Genomic DNA, 17,398 nt, shown 5'->3' with positions numbered 1-17,398 from the left:
TACCTATGATGTATCATAGGATTTTTTATAAAAACTCGAATTAACAGGTACGTTTTGTCTTGTTTAGTTTTCAAAGATCATCTTCGTTATCGCTCGTAAGCGACTTTAATATCTTAACATTTTTCTTCGGTTGAAGTCAAGAACTTTTTTTCATTTTCTTTTTTCAACCTCGTTGCTGTTTTGCGGCAACGAATAATAATATACCATCTGGATTCTTTTCTTGCAATAGTTTTTTTAAAAAAAGTTTCATTTTATGAAAAATAAAAAACGCCACAGATCAAATGGCGCTTTTGTTGATGTATTAACGGTTTCTCATTTGCGGGAAAAGCAGTACATCTCTGATTGATGGAGAATTTGTTAGCAGCATGATTAATCGGTCGATACCGATTCCTAGTCCGCCTGTTGGCGGCATGCCATATTCTAATGCTTCAACAAAATCGTCATCCATGAGATGCGCTTCGTCATTTCCTTCTTCACGTTCTTTTAATTGAGCTTCAAAGCGTTCTCTTTGGTCGATTGGATCATTCAGCTCGGTGAATGCATTTGCATGCTCGCGGCGCACGATGAATAGCTCAAAGCGGTCCGTGAAGCGCGGGTCTTCAGGATTTTTCTTAGCTAATGGAGAAATCTCGACTGGGTGCCCGTAAATAAAAGTAGGCTGAACCAGTGTTTCTTCTACTTTTTGCTCGAAGAACTCATTGATAATATGACCTACTGTCATGTTTTTTGTGATTTCAACACCGTGATCAGCAGCATGCTGTTTTGCTTCTTCTACAGACATCTCTTGCCAGAAGTCTACACCTGTCGCTTCTTTGACTGCTTCAACCATATGGAGTCTCTTCCATTCAGGTTTTAGATCAATTTCATCTTCTCCATATTGAATCGTTGTTGTTCCTAGTACCTCTTGGGCAATATGAGCAATCAAGTTTTCCGTTAGGTTCATGATGTCTTTATAGTCTGCATATGCTTCATACAGCTCAATCATAGTAAATTCCGGGTTATGACGAGTTGAGACTCCTTCATTACGGAATACGCGACCAATCTCGTATACTTTCTCTAGACCACCGACAATTAGACGTTTTAAATGCAGCTCGATCGCAATACGCATATAAAGCGGCATATCAAGTGCATTGTGATGAGTAATGAAAGGACGAGCTGATGCACCACCAGGGATGCTATGCATTGTTGGTGTTTCAACTTCTAGGTATCCTTTTGAATCTAAGTATCTTCTCATTGATTGAATGATTTTGCTTCGCATGATGAACGTCTGCTTACTTTCTGGATTGACAATCAAGTCAAGGTAACGCTGACGATAGCGTTGTTCTACATCTTTTAGTCCGTGATATTTATCAGGGAGCGGGCGAAGTGCTTTTGTCAGAACCTCAAAGCTAGTCGCTTTAATTGAAAGTTCTCCTACATTCGTTTTAAATACGGTTCCCGTCACACCGATAATATCGCCTAGGTCCGAGCTTTTGAATAATTCGTAAGCTTCTTCTCCTACACTATCTTTACGTACATAGATTTGAATTTGTCCTTCTAAGTCTTGAATGTGTGCAAAGCCAGCTTTCCCTTTTCCGCGTTTTGTCATCATACGGCCAGCAATTGTTACTTGAGCTGCTTTTTCTTCTAAGTCTTCTTTTGAAAACTCGTCATATTCAGCAATAATTTGTGCAGATTGATGAGAACGGTCATATCGTTCACCAAATGGATCGATACCCTCTTCTCTCATTTTATTCATCTTGTCACGTCTTACTTGGAATTGATCATTTAATTCTTCGTTATTAAGCCCTTCATTACTCATTTATATCACTCCAATAATGTATTTTGCAGAGAAAAGCAGAAAAACTGCCAGTACGTGCACTAGCAGTGAGCTACAAAAAGAAAGATAGTCTTATCCTACTTTTATTCTTTGAAGCTCTTTTGCCTCGGCTTCGATCGTAAAGTCATCTAGAACTTTTACAAGCTCCGCTCTCGTTTCACTTTGATTGATTTGGTTTCTTACATCTGCATTGCCTCGGACACCTTTTAAGTACCATGCTGCATGTTTTCTCATTTCTCTGACAGCCACATGCTCGCCTTTCAGGTCTATGAGTCTGTCTAAGTGAAGTTTGCACACAGACATTTTCTCACGCACATTAGGCTCTTCTTTTAGTTCACCCGTTTCTAAATAATGAACCGTCCGGTAAATCATCCACGGGTTTCCTAGTGCGGCTCTTCCGATCATGACAGCATCTGCACCCGTTTCATCAAGCATACGTTTTGCATCCTGAGGGGTTTTGACATCTCCATTGCCGATGACTGGAATGGAAACAGATTGTTTGACCTCTTTTATAATATCCCAATTCGCTGTTCCTTCGTACATCTGCACACGTGTCCGTCCGTGAAGCGCAACCGCTTGTCCACCTGCTCGTTCAACAGCACGGGCATTGTCGATAGCGAAGATATGGTCTTCGTCCCAGCCCATTCTCATTTTCACCGTAACAGGTTTATCTACAGCATCTACGACTGCGGATACCATTTCGTAAATCTTGTTTGGATCCAGCAGCCATTTCGCTCCTGCGTCACATTTCGTGATCTTTGGTACAGGACATCCCATATTAATATCAATAATGTCCGCCGTTGTATTCTGGTCTACAAACTTGGCCGCTTCCACGAGCGTGTCCTTTTCTCCCCCAAATATCTGAAGGCTCAACGGTTTTTCACGTTCATCAATGTACAGCATGCCCATCGTTCTGGCATTATTAATCAAGATCGCTTTGTCACTGACCATTTCAGCGCAGACTAAGCCCGCTCCAAACTCTTTCACAGTGAGTCTGAAAGCAGAGTTACACACACCAGCCATTGGTGCGAGCACTACTTTGTTTTTAATTTCAATATCTCCGATTTTAAACATCTAGTCCCCTCCTTTCCTCTTCAAGTATTGGTGAAAGTTCTTCCACCGTTATATTTAAAGCATCTGCTATTTGACCAACCATTTGGTTTGTTGGTAATCGATTGCCTCGCTCAATTTCCCCTAAGACAGAGACAGAGATGCCCAGTCTTTTGGCGAACCCTTCCTGAGTATACCCTTTTAGCTTTCGGTATGCACGAATTCTTCTACCCCACATGTCTTTTTCCATATGCTTACACCTTCTTGGTCTGTTACGGCGTTTATCTGGGCTTCGCCGATTTCTGGGCAAATCTCACTCATCGGAACAAGAACGAATAAACGTTCGTACATTCTAGGATGCGGCACTACAAGTTGTTCTGTTTCAATATTTTCACGATTATAAAGTAAAATGTCAAGGTCAGCTGTCCGTGGACCCCACCTCACTTCTCTTGTTCTGCCCAACTCCTGCTCAATGTTCTGAGTCAGTGATAGAAGTTCTTCAGGACGAAGCGAGGTGGAAATCTTCACAGCCATGTTCAAGAAGTCATCCTGATTCTCGTAGCCTACAGGTGTTGTCTCATATATAGATGAAATGGATTCAACTTGAACACCTGGATGTTCGTGAAGTTTTTTGACAGCTTCTTTTAAGTAGGTTTCCTTTTTTCCTATGTTTGAACCTAAAGCGATATATGCTGTATTGTTCATGCGCGTGATCTCGTCATTTCAATAGCAACGGACTGATAGTGTCCTGGAATTGGCGGATCTGGTTTGATTACTTTTACTGTACATTCTTGAACTGTCGAAAAGTCCTTTAACACTTGATTTGCAATTCTTTCCGTCAGCGTTTCAACGAGGTTCACTGGGTCTCCTTCTACAATATTTTTGCAGATGTTGTAGAGTTCAGCATAGTTGATGGTCTCATTTAGGTCATCCGTTTGTCCTGCCTTACTTAAATCAAGTGAAGCTGTTAGGTCCACACGAAAGCGCTGGCCTAGTTTATTCTCTTCTGCAAATACACCGTGATAGCCGTAAAATTCCATTCCGTTTACATATACTTTATCGATGATAAGCGCCTCCTTTATTCAGCATGGCATCCATCATTTTTGCCATTCTTGCGATTTCTTTTACATCGTGCACTCGGACCATCGCGCTGCCCTTTTGAATCCCAAGACAGACCGTCGCACCCGTTCCTTCAGTACGTTCTTCAGGCGGCAGGTCTAAAACTGCACCGATGAATCGTTTGCGGGATGTTGCTAGAAGCAGCGGATATCCAAGGTGGCAAAAATGTTCAAGTTCATTCATGACCATGAGGTTGTCAGTTTTATTTTTCGCAAATCCTACACCAGGGTCTAATATAATCATGTCATCACGGACACCCGCTTGTTTTACAATTTGAACACTTTCTTTCAGATCTGCAATCATATCTGAAATCAGATGGGTGTAATTCCGCTCTGGTCGATTGTGCATTAAGATAATTGGCACGTTGTGCTTCGCTGCCACATGCGCCATTTGAGGATCAGCTTTCGCCCCCCATACATCATTAATGATTGAGGCTCCCGCTTTCACTGCCTCATCTGCGACATGGGCTTTATACGTATCAATAGAAATAGGTATGTCCAATTCTTTTGTGATCTTCTCAATGACAGGAATGACCCTTGAAAGCTCCTCTTGCTCTGAGACAAGTGCCGCTCCCGGCCGAGTCGATTCACCGCCAATATCAATAATATGCGCCCCATCTTCTATGAGCTGCGCTGCATGAGCCAGCGCTTTATCAATTTGATTAAATTTTCCTCCATCTGAAAAAGAGTCCGGTGTGACATTTAAAATGCCCATGACCAATGTCTTTTCTTCATAACTAAGGGTATGGTGCTTGGCTTGTATGATTTTAGGCTGTTTTATCAATTGTTGTGTCATTGTGTCCACCTACTCTTTATAGTCTAGACGTGCTTTTGTATATTCTGTTCTCAGCTTGGTCGAAATCGTTCGGTTGTGGTTTTGCAGGACGGTGTCTCCGATATTTTTAAAAGGCACAATTCCCTGAACCGAATTGGTCATCCACGCCTCATCAGCTGAGAGCAAGTGTGAAAGTGGATATCTTCCTTCTATTAGTGGGATCCCCGAAGCTTGCAGCGTTTCGATACAATATCGACGGGTAACCCCGTTTAAAATACCGGTATCAAGTGAAGGTGTATAGATCACATCTTTTTTTCGCCAAAATAGATTTGACGTAATTCCTTCTGCCACATCGTCTTCTTTTGTTAAAAAGATCCCTTCTACCGACGGGTCGTTCCCTACTTCTCTTTTCGCCAGCAGGTTGTTCATGTAATGATGCGACTTGAGCCGTCTTGGACCTTCCGGTGTGTTTCTTCTTGTATCAAGAATGATTCCCTGTTTTTCATCTACTATTGATTCAGGCCGGAATGGGGAGATCATCACAAAAACAACAGGCTCCTCATAAGGGTCTGCAGAAAATCCATTGCCTCTGCCCGCAGAAACATTGAAGCGGATCCTCGCATGACCGCCCGTTATTTGATTTTGTTTGAATAATGTATGAATGATGTCGAGTACAAATGGTTTCTCTATTGTGGATTCGATGCAAAGGTCACGCAATGATTGATTGAGCCTTTCAAGATGCCAGTCTAACAAGAAGACTTGTCCTGCTAGAGAGGTAAATGTTTCGAATACACCGATGCCATATAGAAAACCATGATCAAAAGGAGAAAGAGTCGCGTCTTTCTCCTCTATATACTGACCGTTCAGGTAAATGATCATGCGTTTACTTCATTCCCCTTTTTACGATAGGTTTCAATGAAATTTCTGAGCATTTCTTTACCGAAGGACGTCATAATCGATTCTGGATGGAATTGAACACTTTCAATCGGAAGTTCTTTATGGCGAATGGCCATGAGTTCGCCTTCCTTTGTGCTCGCTGTTCTGACAAAGCACTCCGGCAGCGTCTCGTCTTTAACAATTAATGAATGATACCTCGTTGCGACGAGCGGATTTTGGAGTCCCGTGAAGACACCTTTGCCGTCATGTTCAATCTCTGATGTTTTCCCATGCATTAACCGCTCCGCACGAATGACATCTCCACCAAATACTTGTGCAATGGATTGATGACCTAAACAGACACCGAAGATCGGAATCTTCCCAGCAAAATGTTTGATCGCTTCCATACTAATTCCTGCTTCATCCGGACTGCAAGGTCCTGGAGAAATCATCAGGAAGTCTGGCTTGAGCTCTTCGATTTCTTGAATGGTGACTTGATCGTTTCGTTTTACAATCAGTTCTTCCCCAAGCTCACCTAAATACTGGACCAGGTTGTACGTAAATGAATCGTAATTATCAATCATTAATATCATACTCTGCTCACCTCTAACTCAAAATAGTCTCTTCTTTGCTCAACTGTAATGCTTTTTTCACTGCATAGGCTTTTTTAATCGATTCTTTGTATTCGTGCTTTGGTACAGAATCGATGACAATGCCTGCACCTGACTGCATGAAGGCTCTGCCCCCTGTACAATAAGCCGTACGAATAACGATATTAAAATGCATATCTTGATTGAATCCAAACCAGCCTATAGATCCAGTATAAAGCCCACGCCTTGTCGGCTCAAGTTCTTCTATGATTTCCATTGTTCTCACTTTTGGCGCACCTGTAATCGTGCCGCCTGGGAATACAGCTCTCATGACATCTACTGCATCACAATCATCACGCAGCTCCCCTTGGACATTTGATACAATGTGCATCACGTGTGAATATTTCTCAATGGCCATAAATTCGTTCACCTTGACTGAGCCATAAGTAGACACTCGTCCAAGATCATTCCGCTCAAGATCAACGAGCATCACATGTTCTGCGCGTTCTTTTTCATCTTCAATGAGTTCTTTTGCCAGCGCTTGATCTTCCGCATCATCCTTGCCTCTTGATCTTGTGCCAGCGATCGGTCTTGTTTCGAGCTGAATGCCTTTTTTCTTAATAAGCAGCTCTGGAGATCCACAGACAATTTGGAAATCTGGCGTGTGCAGATATGACATATATGGAGATGGATTCACGTGACGTAATGTTTTGTATAAATGATATGGGTGGGTATGAAGCTGTTCATCTTGTCTAATGGATAGGTTCACTTGGAACACGTCACCGTTCGCGATATATTGTTTAATCGTTTCTACAGCTTCCCCGAAAGCTTCTTCAGTAAAAGGTGCAGCAGGTACACATTCCGAAGAAGACACGTTGACAGGTGAATGTGCTGATTCTTCTGATGTGCTTGTCCAGCTTTGCTTTAATTCTTCGAGTCTTTGATGAACTTCACTGACAGGTTCGTCTCCTTCTGTATGAGTGATCAGCCAGAGGACGTCTTTATTATGATCAAAGACAGCGACATCATTGAATACGAGGAAATACAAATCAGGCGTCTTCAAATCATCGATGGACAGCATTTTAAAATGCTCGATATATCTTGCGTAATCATAGCTCAAAAATCCAATCGCTCCACCTTGGAAGTCAGGGTATTCGTCGTTCGTTTCGGTTTGAAGGGTTTGAAACCAATCAGCAAATGCCCTGAAAGGATCTCCCTCTTTGAAAAACACCTCACCCTGATAATGGATGGTGGTCATCCCGTCCTTCCCTTTCGCTTTAGCGATCGGATGAATGCCGGCAATACTGTATTCTCCGCCACGTGCACTTTCAAGAAGGACGTGATGTGATTCATGAGCCGTTAATTGTTCGTATCGTTTCAAGAATGCATCTTTCGTAAAAGGAATTTTGATGCCCATCGGCCTACGTTGTGTCATGTAATCATCCTTTTTTATTTTCATTAATCTTATTGTAATGCAATCCATTTTAATTAGAAAATAGTATTTGCTTTCCATCTTCAGAATTCATGAAAAAACCCCAGCAAATGCTGGGGTGTATTGTTTAATCAAATTGATAAAGCGGCGTACTAAGGTAACGTTCACCATTACTTGGAATAATCGCTAGAACCTTTTTCCCTTTACCAAGCTTCTTCGCTGTTTGAAGCGCTGCATAAATGGCTGCTCCTGAAGATATACCACCAAGGATTCCTTCTTCTTTCGCTGCCTTTCTTGCAAGTTCAAATGCATCTTCGTTTTTCACTTGGATAATGCCGTCATATACTTCTGTGTTCAAGATAGATGGAACAAAGCCTGCTCCGATGCCTTGAATTTTATGCGGACCTGGTTTCCCGCCTGATAGTACAGGAGAATCTGTTGGTTCTACCGCATAAAGCTGAATAGATGGAATGGCTTCTTTCAGGACTTCACCAGCACCTGTAATCGTACCGCCCGTACCAACTCCTGCAATAAATGCATCAAGGTCGCCGTCAAACTGTTCAAGAATCTCTTTCCCTGTTGTGCGGCGGTGAATCTCAGCATTGGCTTCATTGCTGAACTGCTGAGGCATGAAGTATCCGTGCTCTTCTGCTAATTCTTCTGCTTTTTTGATGGCACCTTTCATTCCTTCTGCACCCGGTGTTAATACAAGCTCTGCACCGTAAGCGCGTAAAAGGTTGCGGCGCTCCTGACTCATTGTATCCGGCATAACTAAAATCGCATTGATTCCTTTTGCAGCCGCGACCATCGCAAGACCGATTCCTGTGTTTCCGCTTGTTGGCTCAATGAGTGTGTCACCAGCTTTTAATGTACCTTTTGCTTCAGCATCTTCGATCATCGCTAACGCAATACGATCTTTTACACTGCTGCCTGGGTTCATATATTCAAGTTTCAAGTAGACATCCGCACTGTCTTCATCTACTAAACGGTTTAATTTAACGACTGGTGTATTTCCTATTAGTTCAAAAACTGAATTTGCAATACGAGCCATCACTAACACCTCTATCTCCGAGTAATTTTATTGTATTAATATTAAATTATCAATTTCGAAAAATTTTGTCAATGCTTTTAGTCCTGCTCTCCATCGTAAAACCATGTGACTTTTGCTTCTTTCCACAGGGTTTTGACATTCGCCTTTTCACCCAGATCTTCCATGGCGATCTGCCTTTTGATCTGATCTTTGACTTCTTCATAAGAGAAGGAGCGGCCATTTAATTTTTCTTTTAATTGTATGATGGCATAACCGTTTTTGATCTCGATCGGCTCTTTCGTCCATTCATCTGGCTGAAGCTTTTGGGCTTCTTGTATGTATAGGGCTGGAATGCTTTCTTGCTCTTCTGTGACAAATCCAAGGTCTCCGCCGTAAGGAGAGGTATATCGATCGGTGGATCGTTCAGCTGCTACAGCTTCGAAACTAGATCCGCCCTTTAAATCTTTTAATACACTTTGTGCCTCGTCTTTTGTTTTCACAACAATGTGTCGAATTCGGTATGAGTCATCATATTGATACAAGTCTTTGTTTTTTTCATAAAAGGATTTGGCTTCTTTTTCAGAAACGACCGCATCTCTCGTTAGAAGCTGTTCTAATAAAATTTGATAACGAATCTGCTCTTTCCATTCCTTTTCACTTGTATGACCGTCTTCATAGAAATTATTAGATACCGCTTTCAGCATCAGCAGCTCACGATTGATCTCTTTTGAAGATACCTCCAGCTTGTTTTCTTTCGCAAGCTGATTGACTACCTTCTGATTGATCATTTGTTCAAGTGTTGCCTTTCCGTAGCGGTCTTCCATTTTCTTTAACCATTCTTGACGTGTGACTTTCTCTTTCCCAATAGAAGCAATTTCTTCACCGCTCTTCCCATTTGAAGAAGCCTGCGACATTTGTGATTTTGTTAATACATATGCAATGACAACGGCATTAATCATGAGCAGAACGAGGATAAATGTCCATACCACTCTTGCTTTCAGTCTCATCTTTCGTCTCCTTTCCATTCTAAAAAGAAAACCCGCTGCTTAGAGCTTAGCGGGTTATTTCTTCACGTAGCTCTTCTAGCTCTTCTTTTGTAAATACATACGTTTCGTTACAAAAATGGCATTGAGCTTCTGCTTGTCCGTCTTGTTCAATCATATCCTCAATTTCGGCTTTCCCTAGGCTGATAATACCGTTGGCAAACCGTTCTTTTGAGCAGTTACAAGAAAATTCGACAGGTACAGTTTCTAAAATTTGAGGTTTTTCACCGAGCACTTCTTCTAAAATTTCTTCAGGAGTCATCCCTTTTTCAATCAGTTTAGAGATTGGTTCAATGGTTGATAATCTCTTTTCGAGTCTTTCGATGACTGCATCTTCTGTTCCAGGCAGCAATTGAATGATGAAACCGCCTGCTGCAAGGATCGAGTTATCTGGATTGACAAGAACACCCACACCTACAGAGGATGGCACTTGTTCAGAGGAGACGAGGTAATAAGTAAAGTCATCTCCAATTTCACCTGAGACAATTTCTGTTTGCCCTGTAAAGTGGTCTTTCAGTCCGATATCTTTGACAACACTTAACGTTCCAGATGTTCCAACAGCACGTCTAACGTCCAGCTTCCCATGTTCATTTAAATCAAAGTGAACTTGTGGGTTTGAGACATATCCGCGCACCTGACCTTTTGCGTTTCCATCCGCAATGATGGCTCCGATCGGCCCACCGCCTTCAATTTTGACAGTTAATTTATTCTCGCCTTTCAGCATGGCTCCCATCATGACAGTCGCTGTCATGGTTCTGCCGATTGCAGCTGAAGCAGTTGGCCACGTATGGTGTCTTCTCTGCGCTTCGTTGATTGTATCTGTTGTGTTCGCAGCATACGCACGGACTTTCCCGTCATATGCTAACGCTTTAACTAAATAATCCATTTTGATTAAACCCTCCTATAATACACCGACACGATTGCGTTCATAAATTAATTGAAGTCCTTTTAATGTGAGGAACGGATCGACAATATCAATACAGTCTGATTCATTTCCAATCAATGTAGACAAACCGCCTGTTGCAATGACTTTCGGTGTTTGTTTGGCTTGCTGCTTCATCCGTTTCACTATGCCCTCGACTTGACCAACATATCCATAAAGGATGCCGGATTGCATCGCACTAATCGTGTTTTTCCCTACGATATGATCCGGACGAACAATTTCAATCCTTGGCAGCTTAGCCGCTCTTGTATATAAAGCCTCTGTTGAGATGGTAATACCCGGTGCAATTGCGCCACCCATGTATTGTTTTTGTTCATTGATATAGCAGTAGGTTGTGGCTGTTCCAAAGTCTACCACAATGAGAGGCGCCCCATACAGGTGAATGGCCGCCACTGCGTTCACAATTCGATCAGCGCCGACTTCCTTTGGATTGTCACACATAATGTTTAATCCAGTCTTCATTCCAGGTCCAACGATTTGAGGAGTAATGTGAAAATACTTTTCGCACATTCTTTCCAGAGCAAACATCATTGGCGGAACAACAGAGGAAATGATAATCCCTTCTATCTGGTCAAACATTAGCCCTACATAGTCAAATAAGGATCGGATTGCCATACCAAATTCATCTTCTGTTTTATGACGGCTTGTTTCAATCCGCCAATGGTAGTTCAAATCGCCATTATGATAAACACCTAAAACGGTATTTGTGTTTCCTACATCTATCACGAGTAACAACTTCATCACCACTTTGAATAGTGTCTCAAAAAGAGCATTTTTCGACTTTCTATCATACCATACACGAATTGAGTTCCATTTGTAAACAATTCGAAACCGATCCATTCATGAATAGAAATAAAAAAAGCTGCCGGTGAGCCCGACAGCTTTTTATAGAAAGAGATTAGATCTCCTCATCTTCTTCTTTTTTCTTGATGTTCACTTTCACATCATCGTTTTTCTCTTCGTCATCTGCGTATACACGCTCTGGAAGCTTTCCAGTTTCGTAAAGAGATTTAATTTGTTCAGCATCTAATGTTTCCACTTCTAGAAGAGCTTGTGCGATGATTTCTAGCTTATCTTTATTCTCAGTGAGAATTTGTTTCGCACGTTCGTAGCTTTCTTTGATGAAGCGCTGAACTTCTTGGTCAATTTCGTAAGCGATCGCTTCACTATAATTCGGCTCATTGTTGAAATCACGGCCAAGGAATACTTGACCTCCTTGTGATTGACCGAATTGAAGTGGACCAAGTTTATCAGACATACCGAACTCTGTGACCATTCTTCTTGCAATGCCTGTTGCACGCTGGAAGTCGTTGTGAGCGCCTGTACTTACTTCACCAAACGTAATTTCCTCTGCAACACGACCGCCGAGCAAGCCGACGATTTTATCAAGAAGCTCTGGCTTCGTTTGGAAATAACGGTCTTCTCTTGGAAGCATGACCGCATATCCGCCTGCCTGACCACGAGGAACGATCGTTACTTTATGCACCATGTCAGCTTCGTCAAGGACAAGTCCAATGACGGTATGACCTGCTTCGTGGTACGCCACGATATTGCGTTCTTTCTTCGAAATGACACGGCTTTTCTTAGCCGGTCCAGCAATGACACGGTCAGTCGCTTCGTCGATATCACGCATATCAATTTTCTTTTTGTTTTGACGGGCAGCAACAAGCGCTGCTTCGTTTAGTAAGTTCTCAAGATCTGCCCCAGAGAAACCTGGTGTTCTGCTTGCAATGGCTTTCAAGTTGACTGTATCATCAAGCGGCTTGTTTTTCGCATGAACCTTCAGTACTTCTTCACGGCCAATGACATCTGGGCGGTCAACCGTAATTTGACGGTCAAAACGTCCCGGACGCAGCAATGCAGGATCTAGGATATCTGCACGGTTCGTTGCAGCAATGATGATAATCCCTTCGTTGGCACTAAAACCATCCATTTCAACAAGAAGCTGGTTAAGCGTTTGTTCACGCTCATCATGACCACCGCCAAGACCTGCTCCACGCTGACGACCCACTGCATCAATCTCATCAATAAAGATTAAGCAAGGTGCATTCTTTTTCGCATTTTCAAACAAATCACGTACACGTGATGCACCGACACCGACGAACATCTCGACGAAGTCAGAACCACTGATGCTGAAGAAAGGAACGCCTGCTTCTCCTGCAGATGCTCTCGCAAGCAATGTTTTACCTGTACCTGGAGGTCCTACTAGTAAAACCCCTTTAGGGATTCTTGCGCCAAGCTCCGCAAATTTACGTGGATCTTTTAAGAATTCAACCACTTCTACGAGCTCTTGTTTTTCTTCATCCGCACCGGCAACATCTTTAAATTTCACACGTTTCTTCTCTTCTGTGTAAAGCTTCGCCTTACTCTTACCAAAGTTCATGACACGGCTTCCACCGCCTTGAGCTTGGTTCAATAAGAAGAAGAACAGGATAAAGATGATGATGAATGGAATGATGGTTGTCAGAACTTGCAGCCATCCATTTGTTTCAGGTGCTGGTTCTACTTTTACATCTGTATTCTTCAGTGCACTGTAAATTTGGTCAACTCCTTGACCGTCTGGAACGTGGGTAATGAAGTATTCATCTTTCTTCGCGCCATCTAATTGACCACGAATTTCATAAACCCCTCTTACAGGCTGAATGGAGATACTCTCCACTTTTCCCGCACTTAAATTTTGCGAAAATTTGCTGTAAGACATGTTCTCAGGCTTTTGATTAGGGGATCCTAACCAACTGACAACCCCTATCACAAGTAATAAAATAAGTATATAAAAAATCGTATTACGAAAAACCCGATTCATTCCTTACCTCCTCCCACAGTAAGCACAACTATGTTCAATAGTATCATAGAAAATCATTCCAATACAACCAATAACCTCATGTAAACGTGTGCTCATTAGCCTTCGTAAACAGATGGTTTTAACACTCCAATATACGGGAGGTTTCGGTAACGTTCGGCAAAATCCAATCCATAGCCAACAACAAATGCATCTGGTACTTCAAACCCAACATAATCTGCTTTGATGTCTGCTTTGCGGCCGCTTGGTTTATCAAGCAATGTCACAATTTTAATGGAGTTTGCTTTACGGTATCGGAAAAGCTCTACCAGATAACTCAAAGTTAACCCACTGTCGATGATATCTTCCATAATTAGAATATCTCTTCCTTCAACAGAAGTATCTAGATCTTTGATGATCTTCACTTCTCCAGAAGATACGGTAGACTTTCCGTAGCTAGATACATCCATAAAATCAAGCTCTAAATATGTATCAATGTGTTTGATCAGGTCTGCCATGAATGGAAGAGCCCCTTTCAAAACACCAATAGCCAGGGGAAATTTACCATCATAATCGCTGGTTAATGTTGCACCCAGTTCCTTCACTTTTAGCTGGATCTCTTCTTCTGAGATCAAAATCTTTTCAATATCTTGTTTCATGCTTTTGCTTGCCCCCTACAAATTTTCGTGCTGTCTATATTGTAATACAATGAGATCGCTGTTTGTCATATCAATTTCTTCAAAAACGGATTTTTTCAGACCTGGGATCCAGATGATTTGATGATCCGAGTCAGTGACGATCGGCCAGCTGTCTCTTTCTGCAAGAGGCACTTTTTTATCAATAAATATATCTTTCACCTTTTTTGATCCATTCATCCCTTTAAGTTTGATTCGATCACCGTTTTTTCGTGAGCGAATGATCAAAGGAAGACGAACATGATCTTTTTGAAGCAAGAAAAAATGGTTTCCGTTCCGTGCATCCTTCGGAACATGATTTGATACCAAGATAGACTGTCCATTCGGGAGAAAAAGTTCCTCGCCAAGCTCACCTTTTAAATGATGAGTATATGACTGATCTATGACAAGCGATCGTTCAAAGGTAAACATACAGTGATCATAAGATTTGACAGCTTGTAAACCTTTTGGCAAATCTAATGATCCAGACGGTTGATCAGTATGAGATAACCAGTCCAAAGTCCCTAGAATATGCTGGTTTGAAAACGCTGATTGAGTGTTTTCATAAAGATAGTTTAATATTAGTTGAATGCCTCTTCTTTGTAAAGGCAAAGGCAGGTCAAGCAAAGGCTTCGTTTTGATCTCAATTTGCTTAGGCGTTTGATTCGTAATGACTTGATGCATTTGATCCTTTGTTAATGCCTGCAAGTACTGCTCATCCTCAGTCAGCATGTCACTTACAAACTGAAAGCTTTCATGCACATGAGGTGCCTCTTCTTTTAACACGGGAAGAACGTGTCTTCTGATCCGGTTTCTCAAGTAGTCATCGGTGTGATTGCTTTGATCAATGACATAAGGAACTTGTTCTTTTTCGCAAGCAGTGAGTACATCATCCTTAGAATATCCAATCAGCGGACGAATCAGCCACCCTTCTTGAAAAGGTCGCTTTGCTTGCATACCTGCGAGTCCTATTCCAACAGTCCCCCTTGTCAGCCTCATCACCATTGTTTCTACTTGATCGTCTCCATGATGTGCAAGCGCTATAAATTGAGCGTTGTACTGTTCCATCAATTGACGAAAGAAAGCATATCTGCACTCTCTTGCAGCTGCCTGTTTGTTTAAGCGGTTTTCTTTTGCATATTGGGTGACCTGTATACGAGCCGATTCAAAAAGGATCTCATGCTCTTTACAGTACGCTTCAACAAATGCCAAATCAGCAAAGGATTCTTCTCCTCTGAACATGTGATCTACATGGGCTGCAATCAGCTGAAAGGAACCTTTTCGACGTTTGTTTAGTTCATGCAGCAAGAGCATAGAATCTGGTCCGCCAGATACCCCGACAATGACTGTCGTATTTTCAAGGAAAACATCATGTTTTTTCAAAAAAGATTCAATTCTATTCACAACTTCCTCCTCACAAAGAGCAGGTAATTTAAAGATATACATATCCTATCACTTTCATTAGCTCCAAGCAAAGAAGAAGCCTGCTTTTTTACAGCTCTATAATAGGAATAAAACCACATAGGCACAGTAAAGAGCGAGCACACTGCATAAGATGAGAATGGTTTCAAAAAGACCGCCTGATTTTTTGCGTACTGATGTTCTTTTCGCAGCAGCAACTCTTGATCGTGAAGGTGCGGCCTGTTGATGTTGGGGAACAGCTGGCTTTTGCCTATTTTGCTGTGATGGCTCCTTCTGTCGTGATTTTCTTGAAGCAAGCAATTGCCCTTCTTTCAGCATCGCGCTTTTCATGTCTGCGGCTGATTGATATTTGCCTTGGAGAGCCGCTTTTAACACCCTCTCATATCGCTTTAATAAAGGATGTCCTTCAATCGCTCGATAAAGCTGTTTTTCTGGTTCTGCCCCTTTTTTAAATTCTTTTTTATAGGCACAGTTCACCATGACCATACTTAAAGCAAATAGATCATAAGAAGGTTCTGCTTTTCTTGTACCGAAGCCCCAGTAGCCGCGGTCAAAAAACTCGGTGTATTCCTTAATCGCCCTTCCTGCCTTCGTTGTTCCTCCAACATCAATACATCGAATCGTAGCTGGGGGGCCTGAAACGATGAGATTATCAGGCTTCAAGTCACCGAAGATCCAGCCTTCCTTATGTAAGTGAGCAAGGTTAGACAACAGTTGAATCATGAGAACGACGATCCATTCATCGCCTTTTTGTTTCACAAATTCAAGCAGCAATGGCCCTCTGACATACTCCATGACATAAAACGACCGTTTCTCTGACATACCAGGATAAAGAGCATCATCCATATCATAAAAAGAAGGCCCCATGGTTTTCACAGGAGCCTTTGAAAAGGATTTTAATACATTGACTTCAGATGCAATGAGCATACTGTCATCACTCACTTTAAGGGCCACTTGCCCCTTTGGCGATTCGGCCAGATAAACCACACCGTTCGCCCCTTTTCCCAGCTCTTTTACAATGCGGTAATGTTGGTGATGCCACTTTCCCTTTATCATCGTACCTAATGGGATGTTAGAAGCCGAATTCATCATGTTTTTCCTTCGCTTCAAGCAGCCCTTTTCGTGAACGAACTGATTTGAAATGCTGGAGTGCTTCTCGAATTGCTGGTCCTGTCGGTGTAATTCCTCCTGTTGTCAGCTTCGGGAAAATTGATGATAACGAATCGAACCGAGGCGTCCAGTTCAACACAATTTCTGCATCTGAGTTTTTCCCGGGAAATACACACATCCCAAACTGATTTTCACCAATTCTCGAATTTAGACTAATAGAGAGATCGATGAGTGCTTCTTTGACCGTTGGCAGCTTCGGTTTCATACTTGCACTCGTATCCACAAGCACAAGCACTTGAAGATGAACAGTCTCACCGAGCTCGTCCACAACTTCCATCACTTCTCCACGCTTATCTGGGGGGAGTTCTTCAATTTCAGTATCTTTGCCAAGAATTTGCTGCAATTCTTTATTCACAACACCTTGTAACGTTTGCGTCATCGCCTTTTTTGTAACCATTTGTACGGTTTGAGACAATTGCTGAACGTAGACAACCTGATGAATGCCTCCGCCTGCTAGAGCAATCCCCTCTACTTCTTTCATCGCTTCATGATCGTGTCTGTTCTCTTCCATAATGCCAATGACATTGACTGTGATCCCTTGCTCCTTTGCCAATGCGGCAATCGCAAGTGGGTCTTCCCCATGATTTGAGCAGCCATCTGTAATCAGTAAGATTTGGTTTACGTGACCTTTTCGCATCTTCATTCCTCCTGGGATTGTAACTGAATGCTTATATCCC

General features: G+C 42.2%; 18 protein-coding genes. All 18 read right to left on the bottom strand.

Features of this window, described 5'->3' with window-relative positions; all coding sequences use genetic code 11:
- Window positions 1–301: 301 nt before the first annotated feature.
- On the bottom strand, window positions 302–1,801 hold the full coding sequence (gene lysS / locus NST15_RS00490; protein WP_025206611.1) for a lysine--tRNA ligase: 1,500 nt from the start codon (window positions 1,799–1,801) through the stop codon (window positions 302–304).
- 90 nt (window positions 1,802–1,891) lie between these two features.
- The gene (dusB, locus tag NST15_RS00485) at window positions 1,892–2,893 is read right to left on the bottom strand and encodes a tRNA dihydrouridine synthase DusB (RefSeq protein WP_035391540.1); all 1,002 of its coding nucleotides are present in this window, start codon (window positions 2,891–2,893) and stop codon (window positions 1,892–1,894) included.
- Window positions 2,886–3,119, bottom strand: coding sequence for a helix-turn-helix transcriptional regulator (locus NST15_RS00480; protein WP_017366448.1), 234 nt, complete (start codon window positions 3,117–3,119; stop codon window positions 2,886–2,888). Before NST15_RS00480 ends, dusB begins: the two co-directional genes overlap by 8 nt.
- Window positions 3,071–3,574: a 2-amino-4-hydroxy-6-hydroxymethyldihydropteridine diphosphokinase gene (gene folK / locus NST15_RS00475; protein ID WP_007496156.1), complete on the bottom strand. Its 504-nt coding sequence runs from the start codon at window positions 3,572–3,574 to the stop codon at window positions 3,071–3,073. The genes NST15_RS00480 and folK overlap by 49 nt, the downstream gene beginning before the upstream one ends.
- Window positions 3,571–3,933, bottom strand: a complete 363-nt coding sequence (folB, locus tag NST15_RS00470; RefSeq protein WP_035704045.1) for a dihydroneopterin aldolase — start codon at window positions 3,931–3,933, stop codon at window positions 3,571–3,573. The genes folK and folB overlap by 4 nt, the downstream gene beginning before the upstream one ends.
- Window positions 3,926–4,783 (bottom strand): dihydropteroate synthase, encoded by an 858-nt coding sequence (folP, locus tag NST15_RS00465; RefSeq protein WP_041506532.1) that lies wholly within the window; start codon window positions 4,781–4,783, stop codon window positions 3,926–3,928. Before folP ends, folB begins: the two co-directional genes overlap by 8 nt.
- A 9-nt stretch (window positions 4,784–4,792) precedes the next feature.
- Window positions 4,793–5,641 carry an aminodeoxychorismate lyase gene (gene pabC, locus NST15_RS00460; protein ID WP_035704048.1) on the bottom strand — a complete coding sequence of 283 codons (849 nt, stop codon included), beginning with the start codon at window positions 5,639–5,641 and terminating at the stop codon, window positions 4,793–4,795.
- Window positions 5,638–6,231 (bottom strand): aminodeoxychorismate/anthranilate synthase component II, encoded by a 594-nt coding sequence (pabA, locus tag NST15_RS00455; protein ID WP_008341810.1) that lies wholly within the window; start codon window positions 6,229–6,231, stop codon window positions 5,638–5,640. Before pabA ends, pabC begins: the two co-directional genes overlap by 4 nt.
- A gap of 13 nt (window positions 6,232–6,244) precedes the next feature.
- Window positions 6,245–7,663, bottom strand: coding sequence for an anthranilate synthase component I family protein (locus NST15_RS00450; RefSeq protein WP_342498755.1), 1,419 nt, complete (start codon window positions 7,661–7,663; stop codon window positions 6,245–6,247).
- A gap of 124 nt (window positions 7,664–7,787) precedes the next feature.
- The gene (gene cysK / locus NST15_RS00445) at window positions 7,788–8,711 is read right to left on the bottom strand and encodes a cysteine synthase A (protein WP_008341814.1); all 924 of its coding nucleotides are present in this window, start codon (window positions 8,709–8,711) and stop codon (window positions 7,788–7,790) included.
- A 77-nt stretch (window positions 8,712–8,788) separates the two neighbouring features.
- Complete coding sequence (locus NST15_RS00440) at window positions 8,789–9,691, bottom strand: peptidyl-prolyl cis-trans isomerase (protein ID WP_025206605.1); 903 nt, start codon at window positions 9,689–9,691, stop codon at window positions 8,789–8,791.
- 52 nt (window positions 9,692–9,743) lie between these two features.
- Window positions 9,744–10,619, bottom strand: coding sequence for an Hsp33 family molecular chaperone HslO (gene hslO / locus NST15_RS00435; protein ID WP_007496169.1), 876 nt, complete (start codon window positions 10,617–10,619; stop codon window positions 9,744–9,746).
- Window positions 10,620–10,634: 15 nt separating this feature from the next.
- The gene (locus NST15_RS00430) at window positions 10,635–11,411 is read right to left on the bottom strand and encodes a type III pantothenate kinase (RefSeq protein ID WP_008341820.1); all 777 of its coding nucleotides are present in this window, start codon (window positions 11,409–11,411) and stop codon (window positions 10,635–10,637) included.
- A gap of 163 nt (window positions 11,412–11,574) precedes the next feature.
- A complete protein-coding gene (gene ftsH, locus NST15_RS00425) occupies window positions 11,575–13,479 on the bottom strand; it encodes an ATP-dependent zinc metalloprotease FtsH (RefSeq protein WP_035704054.1) in 1,905 nt (634 codons plus the stop codon).
- A gap of 95 nt (window positions 13,480–13,574) precedes the next feature.
- Window positions 13,575–14,114 (bottom strand): hypoxanthine phosphoribosyltransferase, encoded by a 540-nt coding sequence (gene hpt / locus NST15_RS00420; protein WP_007496175.1) that lies wholly within the window; start codon window positions 14,112–14,114, stop codon window positions 13,575–13,577.
- A gap of 15 nt (window positions 14,115–14,129) precedes the next feature.
- On the bottom strand, window positions 14,130–15,533 hold the full coding sequence (tilS, locus tag NST15_RS00415) for a tRNA lysidine(34) synthetase TilS (protein ID WP_017366442.1): 1,404 nt from the start codon (window positions 15,531–15,533) through the stop codon (window positions 14,130–14,132).
- 96 nt (window positions 15,534–15,629) lie between these two features.
- Window positions 15,630–16,640 (bottom strand): protein kinase family protein, encoded by a 1,011-nt coding sequence (locus NST15_RS00410; protein ID WP_326110641.1) that lies wholly within the window; start codon window positions 16,638–16,640, stop codon window positions 15,630–15,632.
- The gene (locus tag NST15_RS00405) at window positions 16,624–17,358 is read right to left on the bottom strand and encodes a VWA domain-containing protein (RefSeq protein ID WP_057078742.1); all 735 of its coding nucleotides are present in this window, start codon (window positions 17,356–17,358) and stop codon (window positions 16,624–16,626) included. Before NST15_RS00405 ends, NST15_RS00410 begins: the two co-directional genes overlap by 17 nt.
- Window positions 17,359–17,398 lie beyond the last annotated feature (40 nt).

Source organism: Bacillus sp. FSL R5-0820 (assembly GCF_038593385.1).
Lineage (GTDB): Bacteria > Bacillota > Bacilli > Bacillales > Bacillaceae > Bacillus > Bacillus altitudinis.
Note: the sequence above shows the minus strand (reverse complement) of the source record. Positions and strands in the feature narration are given on the sequence as shown.

What these genes read in the sequence shown, in the direction of transcription:
- NST15_RS00480 (WP_017366448.1), bottom strand. Translation starts at nt 3,119, where the DNA reads ATGGAAAAAGACATGTGGGGTAGAAGAATTCGTGCATACCGAAAGCTA.
- ftsH (WP_035704054.1), bottom strand. Translation starts at nt 13,479, where the DNA reads ATGAATCGGGTTTTTCGTAATACGATTTTTTATATACTTATTTTATTA.
- dusB (WP_035391540.1), bottom strand. Translation starts at nt 2,893, where the DNA reads ATGTTTAAAATCGGAGATATTGAAATTAAAAACAAAGTAGTGCTCGCA.
- pabA (WP_008341810.1), bottom strand. Translation starts at nt 6,231, where the DNA reads ATGATATTAATGATTGATAATTACGATTCATTTACGTACAACCTGGTC.
- NST15_RS00450 (WP_342498755.1), bottom strand. Translation starts at nt 7,663, where the DNA reads ATGACACAACGTAGGCCGATGGGCATCAAAATTCCTTTTACGAAAGAT.
- folP (WP_041506532.1), bottom strand. Translation starts at nt 4,783, where the DNA reads ATGACACAACAATTGATAAAACAGCCTAAAATCATACAAGCCAAGCAC.
- lysS (WP_025206611.1), bottom strand. Translation starts at nt 1,801, where the DNA reads ATGAGTAATGAAGGGCTTAATAACGAAGAATTAAATGATCAATTCCAA.
- cysK (WP_008341814.1), bottom strand. Translation starts at nt 8,711, where the DNA reads ATGGCTCGTATTGCAAATTCAGTTTTTGAACTAATAGGAAATACACCA.
- hpt (WP_007496175.1), bottom strand. Translation starts at nt 14,114, where the DNA reads ATGAAACAAGATATTGAAAAGATTTTGATCTCAGAAGAAGAGATCCAG.
- NST15_RS00405 (WP_057078742.1), bottom strand. Translation starts at nt 17,358, where the DNA reads ATGCGAAAAGGTCACGTAAACCAAATCTTACTGATTACAGATGGCTGC.
- folK (WP_007496156.1), bottom strand. Translation starts at nt 3,574, where the DNA reads ATGAACAATACAGCATATATCGCTTTAGGTTCAAACATAGGAAAAAAG.
- NST15_RS00410 (WP_326110641.1), bottom strand. Translation starts at nt 16,640, where the DNA reads ATGAATTCGGCTTCTAACATCCCATTAGGTACGATGATAAAGGGAAAG.
- hslO (WP_007496169.1), bottom strand. Translation starts at nt 10,619, where the DNA reads ATGGATTATTTAGTTAAAGCGTTAGCATATGACGGGAAAGTCCGTGCG.
- pabC (WP_035704048.1), bottom strand. Translation starts at nt 5,641, where the DNA reads ATGATCATTTACCTGAACGGTCAGTATATAGAGGAGAAAGACGCGACT.